This window comes from Acidovorax facilis (assembly GCF_050626955.1).
In the GTDB taxonomy this organism is placed as follows: Bacteria; Pseudomonadota; Gammaproteobacteria; order Burkholderiales; family Burkholderiaceae_C; genus Acidovorax; species Acidovorax facilis.
On record NZ_CP192460.1, the window covers coordinates 5,414,713 to 5,427,279 of the forward strand.

The 12,567-nt window shown below is 67.0% G+C and carries 17 protein-coding genes; 3 read left to right on the top strand and 14 right to left on the bottom strand.

Annotation, left to right across the window (positions count from 1 at the left end; translation table 11 throughout):
* Positions 1 to 46 precede the first annotated feature (46 nt).
* The gene (locus tag ACQ4MJ_RS24920; protein ID WP_055398334.1) at positions 47 to 808 is read right to left on the bottom strand and encodes an alanyl-tRNA editing protein; all 762 of its coding nucleotides are present in this window, start codon (positions 806 to 808) and stop codon (positions 47 to 49) included.
* 112 nt (positions 809 to 920) lie between these two features.
* On the opposite strand from ACQ4MJ_RS24920, the gene ACQ4MJ_RS24925 reads away from it, so the two are divergent.
* Genes ACQ4MJ_RS24925 through ACQ4MJ_RS24935 form a run of 3 tightly spaced genes read left to right on the top strand, consistent with a single transcriptional unit; the run spans position 921 to position 2,671 of the window.
* The gene (locus ACQ4MJ_RS24925; protein ID WP_055398333.1) at positions 921 to 1,280 is read left to right on the top strand and encodes a hypothetical protein; all 360 of its coding nucleotides are present in this window, start codon (positions 921 to 923) and stop codon (positions 1,278 to 1,280) included.
* A gap of 31 nt (positions 1,281 to 1,311) precedes the next feature.
* The gene (locus ACQ4MJ_RS24930) at positions 1,312 to 2,172 is read left to right on the top strand and encodes a creatininase family protein (RefSeq protein ID WP_055398332.1); all 861 of its coding nucleotides are present in this window, start codon (positions 1,312 to 1,314) and stop codon (positions 2,170 to 2,172) included.
* Between the two features lie 34 nt (positions 2,173 to 2,206).
* Entirely contained in the window at positions 2,207 to 2,671 is a 465-nt protein-coding gene (locus ACQ4MJ_RS24935) for a GNAT family N-acetyltransferase (RefSeq protein ID WP_431150880.1), read from the top strand.
* Positions 2,672 to 2,846: 175 nt separating this feature from the next.
* On the opposite strand, the gene ACQ4MJ_RS24940 is transcribed toward ACQ4MJ_RS24935, so the two are convergent.
* The 13 genes from ACQ4MJ_RS24940 to ACQ4MJ_RS25000 form a co-directional block, all read right to left on the bottom strand.
* Positions 2,847 to 3,518 (bottom strand): histidine phosphatase family protein, encoded by a 672-nt coding sequence (locus tag ACQ4MJ_RS24940; RefSeq protein ID WP_055398330.1) that lies wholly within the window; start codon positions 3,516 to 3,518, stop codon positions 2,847 to 2,849.
* Positions 3,519 to 3,614: 96 nt separating this feature from the next.
* Positions 3,615 to 4,598: a threonine dehydratase gene (locus tag ACQ4MJ_RS24945; protein WP_431150879.1), complete on the bottom strand. Its 984-nt coding sequence runs from the start codon at positions 4,596 to 4,598 to the stop codon at positions 3,615 to 3,617.
* On the bottom strand, positions 4,595 to 5,236 hold the full coding sequence (locus tag ACQ4MJ_RS24950; RefSeq protein ID WP_228898986.1) for a LysE family translocator: 642 nt from the start codon (positions 5,234 to 5,236) through the stop codon (positions 4,595 to 4,597). Before ACQ4MJ_RS24950 ends, ACQ4MJ_RS24945 begins: the two co-directional genes overlap by 4 nt.
* Before the next feature lie 5 nt (positions 5,237 to 5,241).
* Entirely contained in the window at positions 5,242 to 5,928 is a 687-nt protein-coding gene (locus ACQ4MJ_RS24955) for a VOC family protein (protein ID WP_431173685.1), read from the bottom strand.
* Between the two features lie 29 nt (positions 5,929 to 5,957).
* Positions 5,958 to 6,833, bottom strand: coding sequence for a PhzF family phenazine biosynthesis protein (locus ACQ4MJ_RS24960; protein WP_431150877.1), 876 nt, complete (start codon positions 6,831 to 6,833; stop codon positions 5,958 to 5,960).
* A 172-nt stretch (positions 6,834 to 7,005) separates the two neighbouring features.
* Entirely contained in the window at positions 7,006 to 7,869 is an 864-nt protein-coding gene (locus tag ACQ4MJ_RS24965; protein WP_176887193.1) for a PhzF family phenazine biosynthesis protein, read from the bottom strand.
* A 13-nt stretch (positions 7,870 to 7,882) separates the two neighbouring features.
* Complete coding sequence (locus ACQ4MJ_RS24970; protein ID WP_431150876.1) at positions 7,883 to 8,509, bottom strand: glutathione S-transferase; 627 nt, start codon at positions 8,507 to 8,509, stop codon at positions 7,883 to 7,885.
* A 169-nt stretch (positions 8,510 to 8,678) separates the two neighbouring features.
* The gene (locus ACQ4MJ_RS24975; RefSeq protein ID WP_176887189.1) at positions 8,679 to 9,881 is read right to left on the bottom strand and encodes a PLP-dependent aminotransferase family protein; all 1,203 of its coding nucleotides are present in this window, start codon (positions 9,879 to 9,881) and stop codon (positions 8,679 to 8,681) included.
* Positions 9,878 to 10,201 carry a cupin domain-containing protein gene (locus tag ACQ4MJ_RS24980; protein ID WP_199731268.1) on the bottom strand — a complete coding sequence of 108 codons (324 nt, stop codon included), beginning with the start codon at positions 10,199 to 10,201 and terminating at the stop codon, positions 9,878 to 9,880. The genes ACQ4MJ_RS24975 and ACQ4MJ_RS24980 overlap by 4 nt, the downstream gene beginning before the upstream one ends.
* A gap of 20 nt (positions 10,202 to 10,221) precedes the next feature.
* A complete protein-coding gene (locus tag ACQ4MJ_RS24985; protein ID WP_431150875.1) occupies positions 10,222 to 10,551 on the bottom strand; it encodes a DHCW motif cupin fold protein in 330 nt (109 codons plus the stop codon).
* A 5-nt stretch (positions 10,552 to 10,556) separates the two neighbouring features.
* Positions 10,557 to 11,027, bottom strand: a complete 471-nt coding sequence (locus tag ACQ4MJ_RS24990) for a RidA family protein (protein ID WP_431150873.1) — start codon at positions 11,025 to 11,027, stop codon at positions 10,557 to 10,559.
* On the bottom strand, positions 11,024 to 11,938 hold the full coding sequence (locus ACQ4MJ_RS24995) for a DMT family transporter (RefSeq protein WP_431150872.1): 915 nt from the start codon (positions 11,936 to 11,938) through the stop codon (positions 11,024 to 11,026). Before ACQ4MJ_RS24995 ends, ACQ4MJ_RS24990 begins: the two co-directional genes overlap by 4 nt.
* Positions 11,935 to 12,549 carry a LysE family translocator gene (locus ACQ4MJ_RS25000; RefSeq protein WP_121421310.1) on the bottom strand — a complete coding sequence of 205 codons (615 nt, stop codon included), beginning with the start codon at positions 12,547 to 12,549 and terminating at the stop codon, positions 11,935 to 11,937. Before ACQ4MJ_RS25000 ends, ACQ4MJ_RS24995 begins: the two co-directional genes overlap by 4 nt.
* Between the last annotated feature and the right edge of the window lie 18 nt (positions 12,550 to 12,567).

Below are 12,567 nucleotides of genomic sequence, written 5' to 3' on the forward strand. Positions count from 1 at the left end.
GCGGCTCAAGATTGTTGACATTTGAGGAGCGTGCTCGTCGCTGCGCTCACTGAGCAAAGCCCAGTACCACCCGTCGAGTCGTTGCGCTCTTTTTCTCGATTTTGGTCACCACGATGGCGCCGATCTCCGACGTGTTGGCCACATGCGTGCCGCCGCAGGGCTGCAGGTCGATCAGCGGCGCGTTGTCTTCGCCACCGATGCGGATGGTGCGGATGCGCCCGGTGCCGCGCGGGGGCTGCACGCTCATGCTTTTGACCAGCGCGGGGTTGGCGTCCAGTTCTTCGTCGCTGATCGATGCCACGGTGAGCGGGTGCGCAGCGGCCACCAGGGTGGCGATGGCGGCGGTGAGCTGCTCCTTGTCCAGCGGGTCGGTCATCGCAAAGTCCAGCCGCGCATAGTCGGGCGTGATGGAGCAGCCGTTGACCAGCTGCGGCACCACATGGCACAGCAGGTGGCTGGTGGTGTGCAGCCGCATCATGCGGTGGCGGCGCTCCCAGTCGATGCGGGCCGTGACGGCGGTGCCTGGTCCCTGTTGGGCCAGCTGCGCCACGCGGTCTTCCTGCCCGGGGGCGGGGATGTGCACGATGTCGCTGGTGGGGTTGCCTTCGGCGTCCTTGCCCTTGCGGGTGTCGGTGATGGCGATCTCTGTGCCGTCGGCCAGCACCAGCACGCCGCTGTCACCGGCCTGGCCGCCGCCCAGGGGGTAGAACACGGTCTGGTCCAGCACGATGCCGGTATCGGTGACGGCGGTGATGTGGGCGCTGCATTCGCGCAGGTAGGCGTCTTGGCGGAAGAGGTCTTGGGTCATGCGGTGATGGTAGCGGGATGGGCGGCGGCGCGCGGCGGTGAGGCGGGCGCTATGCTGGGCTGCAGGGGTTTCTGCAACGCATCATCCCGCGCCGCTTCACCTTCGGTTTTTCATGAACACGCCCTTGCCCTCATCGCCACAGTCGTCTTCTTCGGCCCCGCTTTCGCGCAGGGCGGTGTGGGTCTCGCGCACGCTGGACGTGCTGTTGCTGGGGCTGTGCGTGGCATTGGGGGGCCTGTCCTACTACACCTTCTCGCTGTACTGCGAGAGCTTTGGCTGCCTGGGCGTGGGGCTGTTGTGGATGCTGTGGGCCGGGCTGGCAGCGGTGGGCTGGGTGGTGGCTCTGGTGGTACGCGCCTGGCAGCGCCGCCGTGGCCTGGGCAGCTGGGCCAGTGGGTTGGCATCCACCGCTCTGCTGGTGATGGGCGTGGCACACCTGCTGGTGTGGCTGGGCAAGATGGCGCTGAAGTGACGCGGCCCGGAACAGGCCCTAACATCGCGGCATGACCGCTGCCGCCGCGCCCCAATCTGCACCACTCTCCTTGCCCTCGCACTTTTGGGCCGACCTGTCCACCCGCGACTTTGCCGCGCTGCAGCACAGCGGCCAGGCCGATCAGGTCGTAGCGGTGTTGCCCCTGGCCGCCGTCGAGCAGCATGGCCCGCACCTGCCGCTGTCGGTGGACGCCACGCTACTGCAGGGCGTGATCGACGCTGCATTGCCGCAACTGCCCGCCGACCTGCCCGTGCTGTTTTTACCGTCACAGAACGTGGGCCTGAGCCCGGAGCACATCCGCTTTCCGGGCACGCTCACCCTCTCGCCCGCCACGGTGATTGCACTGTGGACCGAGATCGGGGAATGTGTGGCCCGTGCAGGCGTCAAGAAGCTGCTGCTGTTCAACGGGCACGGTGGCCAGGTGAGCGTGATGGACATCGTGGCGCGCGAGCTGCGCACGCGCTGCGACCTGATCGTCTACAGCGCCAGCTGGTTCAGCCTGCCGCTGCCCGAGGCGGTGGCAGGCCAGTTCAGCGCCCAGGAGCACCGCTTTGGCATCCACGCGGGCGAGATCGAGACCTCGATGATGCTGCACTTGGCACCCGGCACGGTGCACATGGAGCATGCGCGGGATTTCCGCTCCACGTCGCAAGACCGGTCGGAGCGCTACGCCATTCTGGGCAACGGCAAAAGTGCCAAGCTGGGCTGGCAGATGCAGGACTACCACCCGGCCGGTGCGGTGGGCAATGCGGCTGGAGCCACGGCCGATAAAGGGCAGGCGGTGGTGGACGCTGCGGCAGGGCAATTGGTGGCGCTGCTGCAGGAGCTGGTGCACCTGCCGTTGCAGACTGTGCGCCCCGAGACCGAATGAGCGCATTTGCGCAACCCCTCCCGTCCGTCCCCGCATGACCACGATCCGGCGCGCCATCTTCCCCGACGATCTCCCCGCAGTCACCGCGATCTTTCGCGAGTACGTCCAGAGTCCGACCGCCAATCTCGATTTTCAGGACTATGAGCAGGAGTTCGCGGAGCTGCCCGGCAAGTACGCGGAGCCCGATGGCGGTGTTCTGCTGGCCGTCGTCGAGGGCCGTGTGGTGGGCTGTGCGGCCCTGCGCCGTGTGGAGGACGGCACCTGCGAGTTGAAGCGCGTGTATGTGCGGCCTGTGGCCCGGGGGATGGATCTGGGGCGGAAGCTGGTCGAGGAGATGCTGCGCGTCGCGAGGGAGGTCGGCTACCGGCGCATGTGCCTGGACGTGCTTCCCGAATTTGTCGCGGCCCAAAGGCTCTATGAATCCTTGGGCTTTGTCACGGCTGAGCCCGTGAGCTTCAACCCGGTGCCGGGAACCCGGTTTCTGGCGCTGGATTTGTAGAGGGGCGGTAAGGTTCCCCAACACGGATTCCGGTGTGGGAGCGGCCTGGAGTCGCGGTGCTGCTGCCGGGCGCAGTGGGGGCCAGGAATGTCAATTTGCTATAAATTGCATAGCTTTTGGCGCTTGTCCAATAGGCGCTATAAGCCAAAAACACCCAAAATTCCGACCGCAGGCGTCAAGCATGCGTCACCCATCCCGCATGCTCCAGCTCGTTCAGGTGCGGCAGCGTGTTGAACGTCTGCAGCATCAGCCGCTTGGGCGAGATCGAGAACTCCGTCACCGCGCTGTTGCGGATGCGCATGTTCAGCGCAATGGTCACCTCGGGTGCGGTGCCCAGCACCTCTCCCACGGCCGTGGAAATGGGGCCGCCACTGCTTACCAGCAGCACGTTGTGGCCCGCGTGGTGGTGGCGCACATGGTCGAGCGCAGCGCGCACGCCAGCTGAAAATTCATTCCACGTCGGCATGCCCTGCGGGCTGATGACGCCCGCCATCCACTGCGCCAGCGCGTCGCACAGGATGCGAAAGTGCGCGCGGTACAACTCGGGCGTATCGGCTTTGCCCAGCGGCTGGGGGTGGATGGCCGCGATGAGTGCGTGGCTGTCGTATTCGTTGAGGCCCGGCAATTGAAGCACTTGGGGCATGGCCTGCAAGCCTTCGGCAATGCCTTCCAGCGTTTGCGTGTGGCGGCGCAGCGTGCCGGTGATGACGGCGTCGAACGCCATCCCCCGCGCTCGCCAGTATTCGCCCAGGCGCACGGCCTGTTCGCGCCCGCGCGCGCTGAGCACGTCATAGTCATCTGCGCCAAACGAGGCCTGGCCGTGGCGCACGAGGTAGAGGGTTCCCATGCGGCGGATTGTGGCCAGAACAGGGCCCTGGCGCTTGTCACACAAGCGACCAATGCTACTGAATGAATAGCGTGGTAGCTTGTGTGTGCAACGGGATCAGCCTGCCAGAACGCTGCTGAACATCGGCGCGTCCACGTTGCCGCCTGTCAACGCCAGGCCCACATGCAAGCCCTGGAGCTGGTCGCGTTCCTGCAGCGCTGCCGCCAGCGCCGCAGCGCCTGCACCCTCGGCCACGTTGTGCGTGTCAGTGAACAAGGCGCGCATGGCGGCGGCCACTTCGGTATCGCTTACCTGCACGATATGGTCGATGTGCGGGGCCATCACGGCCAGGGCTTCGGCGTCGGCCACGCGGCAGGCCATGCCGTCGGCGAGCTGGGTGGTGACGGGCGCCTCGATCACGCGGCCGGCGGCCAGCGAATCGGCATAGGTGGTGGCGTGGCTGCTCACAACGCCGACCACGCGCACCGAGTGCTGCAGGGCCAGCTTGGCCGCGATGGCCGAGCACGCACCCGAGCCTTGGCCGATGGGCACATACACCACATCCAGCTGCGGCACGGCGCGCAAGAACTCCCACCAATACGTGCTCACGCCGCGCAGCAGGTCGGGGTGGAAGCTGGGCACCATGTGGGCGCCGCGCTGGGCCGCGAGCTGGATGGCGTGTTCGCGCGCTTCCTGGAAGTCGTCGCCGTGTTCGATGAGCGTGACGCCCAGTGCGCGCATGGCAGCGTTTTTCTCGACCGAATTGCCGCGTGGCACGACGATGGTGCAGGCCACGCCGTGGCGGCGCGCGGCCCAGCCCATGCTCTGGCCGTGGTTGCCGCGTGTGGCGCTGATCACTTCCATGGGCAGCGAGCCGCGTTGTGCGAGCTGGTCAAAGTAGGTCAGCCCGCCGCGGATCTTGAAGGCGCCCACCGGCGTGTGGTTCTCGTGCTTGAGCCAGCAGTCGGTGCCCAGGCGCTGGCTGAGCAGGCCCCAGCGGTACTGGGGCGTGGCGGCGAAGTCGCGGTACACCACCTCGGCAGCGGCTTCGATGTCGGCCAGGGTGGGCAGCAGGGCGGTGGGGTCGAGGCGGGTGTTCATGCGGCGGCTTTCTTTTCAGTCAACAGTTTGAGGGCCAGCAGACCCAGGACGGTGCCCATGAAATAGCGCTGGGCGCGCATCCATGCAGCATTGCGGTTGAGGAGCAGCGCCACGCGCGCTGCGCCCAGCACCAGCAGTGCGTTCACGGCGGCACTGGTGCTGATCTGCACCGCGCCCAGCGTCAGGCTTTGTTGCAGCAGCTGGCCGCGCTCGGGGTGCAGGAACTGCGGGAAGAACGACAGGTAGAACATGGCCACCTTGGGGTTCAGGAGGTTGGTCATGAAGCCCATCAGGAACAGCGTGCGCGGGCTGTCGTGCGGCAGGTTGCGCGCCTCGAAGGGAGCAGCGCCGCCGGGTTTGACGGCCTGCCAGGCCATCCACAGCAGGTAGGCGGCACCGGCGTAGCGGATGGCGTCAAACGCCAGTGGCACGGCGGCGAGCAGCGCAGTGAGGCCCAGCGCCGCTGCCAGCAGGTGCACGACAAAACCCAGCACCACTCCGGTCAGCGAGACAAGCCCGGCGCGCGGCCCCTGGGTGAGGCTGCGCGAAACGCAATACACCATGTTGGGGCCCGGCGTGAGCACCAGTACCAGCGCGGCGAGTGTGAAGAGCAGCAGTTCCTGTACAGAGAAAAGCATGGCGGTTACTCCTGAGGGGTGAACGACGAGAGGGTGACCGGACCCCGTGGCGTGCTGAGCTGCGCGGTGAGCCGGGGCGTGTCGCCGGGTGTGATGGCGACGCAGTTTGCTACCCCCACCGCTTCGCACGCGGCCTGCAGCGTGGCGGCCTGCGGATGCTGCAGCGTTAGCCGCTGCAGTTGCACGCCGCTGGCGGGCAGGCTGCTGCACGGGTGCACGCCGCCCCACTGGATGAGGGTGGGCAGGCAGCCGTCCATGAGGCGCAGGCCATCGTCGCGCACGGTGATCTGCCATTGCAGCAGGCCGTTTGGCGTGGGCCGGCTGGCGGTGACGATGGCGCCGCGCTCGATGTCGAGCGCCCCCAGCGCGGCACACCGCTCGGCCACGTCGGGCACGGAGGCCACCCAGTGGATGAGCTGCGGGCCGTGCGCTGCCACCTGCTGCTGCAGAGCCGCATCGTCCATGTCAAACCAGCGCCTTGCGCCCGCTGGTATTGTGGGAGTTGCTCCTGTGTTGATAGCAATGATCTCCAGATAGATGCGCGAATGCGCCGGGCTGGAGACGTTGATGATGCGGTTGTGTGTGCCCATCAGCGGGTGTTCACCGCCCGCAGTGGGGGAGATACCCAGCGTGCGCTCGCACCACGCCACGCCGCTGGCGAGGTCCGTAGCCAACACAACCAGGTGGTCCACGCAGGGTGGGTGCTGGGGGATGGCCGTGGTCACAGCAGCACCTCGCCCGACACGCAGGTGACCGAGCTCCCGCCCACCCAGATGGTGTCGCCGTCCTGCTGCACGTACACCCGCCCGGCGCGCCCCAGGCAGGTGCCTTGGGCGGCCACATACTGCGTGGGGGCCAGCCCGGCGCCGATGAGCCACTGCGCCAGCGCGGCATTCAGGCTTCCGGTGACGGGGTCTTCGGCCAGGCCGTTGTTGCCGGGGAAAAAAGCGCGCACCTCGAAGGCGATGCCTTCTGCGTCCGTGCTGCCGATGACACCCACTTTTCCGCGCGGTCCCACCACGCCCACATCGAGTTGGCCGAGGATGCTGGCGTCGGGCTTGAGCGCCAGCACCTGCTCAGCCGAGCGCAGCATCACCCCGCGCCAGTTGGGGCCGTTGTCGCACCAGGCGTGGTGCAGGATGTCGCTGCGGTCCACCCCCAGGCCCCTGGCAATCAAGGCCACGTCGTCTTCCGCCAGCGGGCCGCTTTTGATCAACGCAGGCGCGGCAAAAGCCAGGCGGTCGCCATCCTGGCGCAGCGTGACCAAGCCCACGCCGCATTCCTGCACCACCTTGCCTGCTACCTGGGGCTTGCCCCCGGCCTGCAGCCAGGCGTGGCAGCTGCCCAGCGTGGGGTGGCCGGCAAAAGGCAGTTCGCGCCCGGGGCAGAAGATGCGCACGCGGTAGTCGGCACCGGCGGCGCGGCCTTCGGGAGTGGGTGGCAACAAGAAGGTGGCTTCGGACAGGTTGGTCCAGTTCGTGAACTCCTGCATGGTCTCAGTGGACAGGCCCGTGCCATCGAGCACCACGGCCAGCGGGTTGCCCCGGTAGGCCTGGGCGGTGAAAACATCGACTTGATGGAAGGGGCGCTGTTGCATGGTGGTCCTTGGTAGAAAAATCGGTGATGCGGCCAGTGAGGTGACGGTGGAGGCACGCCGGGGGCTTACCGGGTGTGTTGCCCGGTGTTTTTGGTGTGGATTCGGTAGGCCCCGTCAGGAGCCCGCAGGCGTGAAATTCAGCCGCTGGGGCGCGGCACGGAAGCCATCAAATTCATAGCAGCACCGTGCCCTCGATGCAGGTGACTGCGCGCCCGCCCACCCAGATCTGGTGATCGTCGTCCTGGCGGATGTGCACGCGGCCGGCGCGGCCCAGGCATTCACCCTGGGCGACCAGATAGCTGCGTGGCGCCAGGCCATCGGCAATCAGCCACTCGGCCAAGCTGGCGTTCAAGGTGCCGGTGACCGGGTCTTCGGGGTTGCCCATGGGGGCGGCAAAGGCGCGCACCACCACGCCGGGCTGGGCGGTGTCGCTGGCGTTGGGACCGACATGGATCACGCCCACGTCCTGGCCCAGGTCTTTCAGGCGCGCGTGGTCCGGCCGCAGGCCCAGCACGGTGTCCGCGCTGTCGAGCAGCAGGCCCAGCCACACTGGGCCGTTGTCCAGCAGTTGTGCCCCCAGGATCTGCGGGGGGCGCAGGCCCAGCGCGCTCGCAATCAGCGGCACCAGGGCCGGGCTGGGCGCGCTGCGCTTCAGGGGCGGGGCGGCAAAGGCCAGGGTGCCATCGGCCTGCGCGATACGCACCAAACCCAGCGCGCACTCCTGGATCACCATGCCCTGCTGGCGTGGCGTGTTGCCCGCCTGCAGCCACGCATGGCAGGTGCCCAGCGTGGGGTGCCCCGCAAAGGGAAGTTCGCCATTGGGGCTGAAGATGCGCAGGCGGTAGTCGGCACCCGCGGCGCGCCCGGCCTCGGTGGCGGGCAGCAGAAAGGTGGTTTCCGACAGGTTGGTCCACGCCGCAAAGCGGCGCATGTCGCTGTCGCTCAGGCCCTCGGCATCCAGCACCACGGCGACCGGGTTGCCAAAACCCGGGCGATCGCTGAACACATCGATTTGCTTGAAGGGACGCTGGTGCATGGCGGACTCCGGGTCAGGCGAGTGGCTGGTCTAGCACGCCCCGCGCGCCGGGCCGGGTGCTGACCGTGTTGTACCACCGCTCCAGGTGAGGGCGCCCCACACGTTCTTGCGGCAGGCCCCACCAGCGGTGGATCTCGCAGGCCACAGGGATGTCCGCCATGGTGAACCGGTCGCCCGCCATGAAGGGCTGGCGCGCCAGATGCGCATCCAGCAGTCCTATCAGAGGCTCCGTGGCCGCCACGGATGCTGCAATCAGCCCGTCGTCCCGCTGGGCCGCTGGGGTGCGTATCCACTGCACAAAGGCATCGCGCCCGGCCGGGTTCAATGTGGTCTGCTGCCAGTCCATCCACTGCTCGGCCACAAAGCGCTCACGCAAGGCTTCAGGGTACAGCTCGCCTGGAGAGTGCCGCGCGCACAAGTAGCGCACGATGGGGTTGGATTCCCACAACACGGTGCTGGTCTCATCGTCTTCCATCAGCGGCACCAGGCCATTGGGATTGCGCTGCAGATAGTCGGCCTCGCGCACCAGCCCGAACTGGCCGCCCGCGTCGGTGCGCTGCACCGTGATGCCGAGTTCTTGCGCAGCCCACACCACCTTGCGCACGTTGATGGACGACAGGCGCCCCCAGAGCCTCAGCATGTTGAATCAACTTTCATGTGCGTTGAACGAACTGTGATGTATGAAGCGGGCGTGGCCCGGCCAGCGGCCGCCGCGCAAGGGCCGCCCCGCCGCGCTGGCGGCGTCCCCCTTCCGCATCGCACAGCGATGTCAGAGAAGGGGGAAGGCGCGCAGCGCCACAGGGGGTTGTTCACTTGTTATCGCGGATGGCCGCTGCCAGCGCAGCAATGCCGGTGGCAATCTGCTCTACCGTCGAGGTGACGAACGACAGGCGCAGGGTGCGCGGGTCGGCGTTGTCGGCATAAAACGCCGCGCCGGGCACGAAGGCCACGTTGCGCTCCACCGCCTTGGGCAGCAGTTCGACGGCACTCATGCCTTCGGGCAAGCGTACCCACAGGAACATGCCGCCATCGGGGCGGTTCCACTGCACACCGAGGCCCTGCATTTCCTTGTCGAGCGCGGCCAGCATGGCCTCGCACTGCTGCTTGTACAGCGCGCGGATGGTGGGCACATGGCGGTCCAGGAAATTGCCCTTCATCACCTCGGCCACCAGGCGCTGGTTGTAGCCGGGCGTGTGCAGGTCGGCCGCCTGCTTGGCCTGCAGCAGCTTGGGGTAAACCGCCTTGGGCGCCACCACAAAACCCAGGCGCAGGCCGGGTGCCAGCACCTTGGAGAACGAGCCCATGTAGATGCAGCCTTCAGGGTTGCGGGCCGTCAGCGGCGCGGGTGGCGGGTTGTCAAACCACAGGTCGCCGTAGGGGTTGTCTTCCACCAGCGGCAGGTTCAGTTCAGCGGCAGCCTGCACCAGGGCGGCGCGGCGGGCTTCGCTCATGGTGCGGCCCGTGGGGTTCTGGAAGTTGGGCAGCACGTACAAAAAGCGCGCCTTGTTGGCACCCGTGCCCACCTTGGCCTTCAGGTCGTCGATGAGCACACCTTCGTCATCGCTGGCCACGGACACCACGGCAGGCTCCATGGGCGTGAAGGCCTGCAGCGCGCCCAGGTAGGTGGGCGTTTCCACCAGCACGCGGCTGTCGGTGTCGATCAGCACCTTGGCGATCAGGTCCAGCGCCTGCTGCGAGCCAGTGGTGATGAGCACCTGGTCGGCATCCACATCCCAGGGCAGGAAGTCCGCGATGGCCTGGCGCAGCGGGGCATACCCTTCGCTGGCGGCGTATTGCAGGGCAGCGGGGCCGTCATTGGCCAGCACGGCGGCCGAGGCTTCGGCGAAGGCCGACACCGGGAAAGTTTTGGGCGAGGGCAGGCCGCCCGCCAGGCTGATGATGCCGGGCTTTTCCGTGACCTTGAGGATTTCGCGGATGACCGAAGGGTTCATGCGCTCGGCGCGGCGCGCCAGGGTCCAGGTGCTGGTCTGTGGAAGGTCGTTCAGTTTCACTCTCGTTCTCCTCCGGGCGGTCCCCAAAAGACTACCCATGTTGCAAAGTCGTCAGAAAAATTCTCAAAGCGGTGATGCTGTCCCGCAGGTACAAAAAAGGCATCTCCGGCCGCGAAGTGGTGGCGGGCTTCACCTTGCACGAATTCTCCGCTCCCACGCTGGACGAAATACAACTCGTCCTGCGCGTGCGGCTGCTGCGGGTCGTGGCCGCGTGGCGCATACAGCTCCGTGCGCATGCTGCCGTGGCGCAAGAGTTCCACGAACCGCTCACCGCCCGGGCCAGGTAGCTGCTGCAATGCGTGTTCCACGGAGTATTTCACAGGCGTTCCCCTCTTCCTGGTCAGTCCACGATGAACAAGGTTGCCCCTTGGGGTGAGCTGGAACGGTGGGGCTCGGCGTTGTCCGCCACCTGGTAGCTCAAGCCCGGCGTCAGCGTGAAACGGCGGCCGTCGGCCAGTTCGGTGTGCAATTCTCCACGGAGGCACAGCAGCACATGGCCCTTGACACACCAGTGGTCCGAAACGTATCCGGCCGTGTACTCCACCATGCGCACGCGCATGTCGCCGAACTGCTGCGTGCGCCAGAAGGCCTGGCCTGCCTGTGCGCTTTTTTCTTCGCGGGGAATGCTGGACCAGTCGGTTGTGGCAAACGGGATGTTGTGTATCTGCATGGCTGTCAGTCTTTCACGGAAACCACCGCTTCAATCTCCACCGCGAAGCCACGCGGCAGGGAGCCTACGCCCACGGCAGAGCGCGCATGCCGCCCCGCGTCGCCGAACACCTCGACCAGCAGGTCCGAGCAGCCGTTGATGACCTCGGTGTGCTGCATGAAGTCGGGGGTGGCGTTGACCATGCCCAGCACCTTGACCACGCGGCGCACCCGCGAGAGGTCGCCCAGTGCAGCCTTCATCGTCGCGATCAGGTGCAGTCCCACCTCGCGGGCATGGTCCCTGGCTTCTGCGGCGCTGATTTCGCGCCCTACCTTGGGCACGGTGGCCATGTCTTCGCGGGCGGGAGCGCCCTTGCCCGACAGGTACAGCGTGTTGCCGTCGAGGACATAGGCGTCGAAGTTGCCACGGGGTGCGGTCACGGCAGGCAACACCAGGCCCAGCTGCTGCAGGCGTTCTTCTGGGGTGATGGGGGTCATGCGGCAGCTCCTTGGTGAACGGGCATCTTCTTGCCCACAAATACGGTGGCGATCACGGCCAGTGCAAACACCACCGTGACGGTATCCAGCCGCTCTCCAAGCAGCGGCACGGCGAAGAGCAGGCTCAGGAACGGCTGGATCAGCTGGATCTGGCTCACGCGCACGGCACCCAGTGCCAGCGCCCGGTACCAGGCAAAGAAGCCGATCCACATCGAGAACAGCGCCACGTAGACAAAGCCCAGCCAGCTCATGCCGCCGATGGCCGAGGGCATGGCCGGTGCAAACCACCAGGCGATGGGAATGGTCAGCGGCAGGGAGCACACCAGTACCCAGCAGATGACCTGCTCGGCGCCGAGCCTTGGCGTGAGGCGGGCGCCGCCGATGTAGCCGAACGCGCCCGTGGTCATGGCTATGAGCAGATAGATGTTGGCTGCACCCAGGTAGATGCCGCCGGCACGCCACACCATGAAGCCCAGCACCAGGCTGCTGCCCAGCACCGCGCAGGCCCAGAATCCGGCGGAGGGCCTTTGCCGATACCACAGCGCGCCGAGCAAGGCGGTGGACAGTGGCAGCAAGGCGGTGACCACGGCCCCATGCGTGCTGGGCACATGGCGCAGCGCCAGAGCCAGAAACAGCGGAAACCCCACGATCACGCCAAAGGCCGTGATGGCCAGCAGCGGCCATTCTGCTTTCTGCGGCAGGTTGAGGCGCCCGCGCGCATGCTGCAGCCACAGGTAGGCGATGGACAGCAGCCCTGCCACGGCAGCGCGGCCGAATGTGACGAACCAGGGCGACAGCTGCGGCGCGTCGGTGGGCCCCACGGCGAGGCGGGTCATCGGCAGCGTGGCCGCAAACAGGGTGACGCCCACCAGCCCCCAGACCAGCGCCTCGCGTTCTTGTGCGTTGTTCATAGCGCGAGCATCCAAAGGGCAGTGGCAACGAGCACCAGGGCCAGTGCGCGGTTGAACCAGAGCAGGCGCTGGCCCTGCGCCAGCCACTGGCGCAGCAGCGAGCCGATGAGCGCGTAGGCAAAGTTGCTGGTGAACGCAAACACCATCATCACCCCGCAGATGATGGCCAGGCGCTCGCCCGGATTGGTCGAGGGCTGGCCTGCGGCGTTGACCACCCAGCCTGCGCTGAGCGTGAGCGCCAGCATCCAGGCCTTGATGTTCACGAACTGCAGGCCCACGCCCTGCCAGAAGGTCACGTTCAGGCGCGTGGTGTCGATCTCGGTCATCTTGCCTGCCCGGCTGAGCTTCCAGGCCAGCCAGAGCATGTAGGCCACGCCCAGCAGCGTTACGGCCCAGCGCAGCGCGGGCACTCCGGTGATCAGGGCGCCCAGGCCCAGGCCGCTGCCCAGCATGAGCAGCGTCCAGCCTGTGGGCACTGCAAAGCAAAAGCGCAGGGCGCGCTTGAGGCCCAGGTTCGCGGCCAGCGCAGTGGACAAGGTGGTGTTGGGCCCCGGCGAAAAACTCATCGCGGTGCAGAACAGCAGCAGGGCAGTCAGTTCGGGGGCGGTCATGGGCAGGTGGGTCCGGGC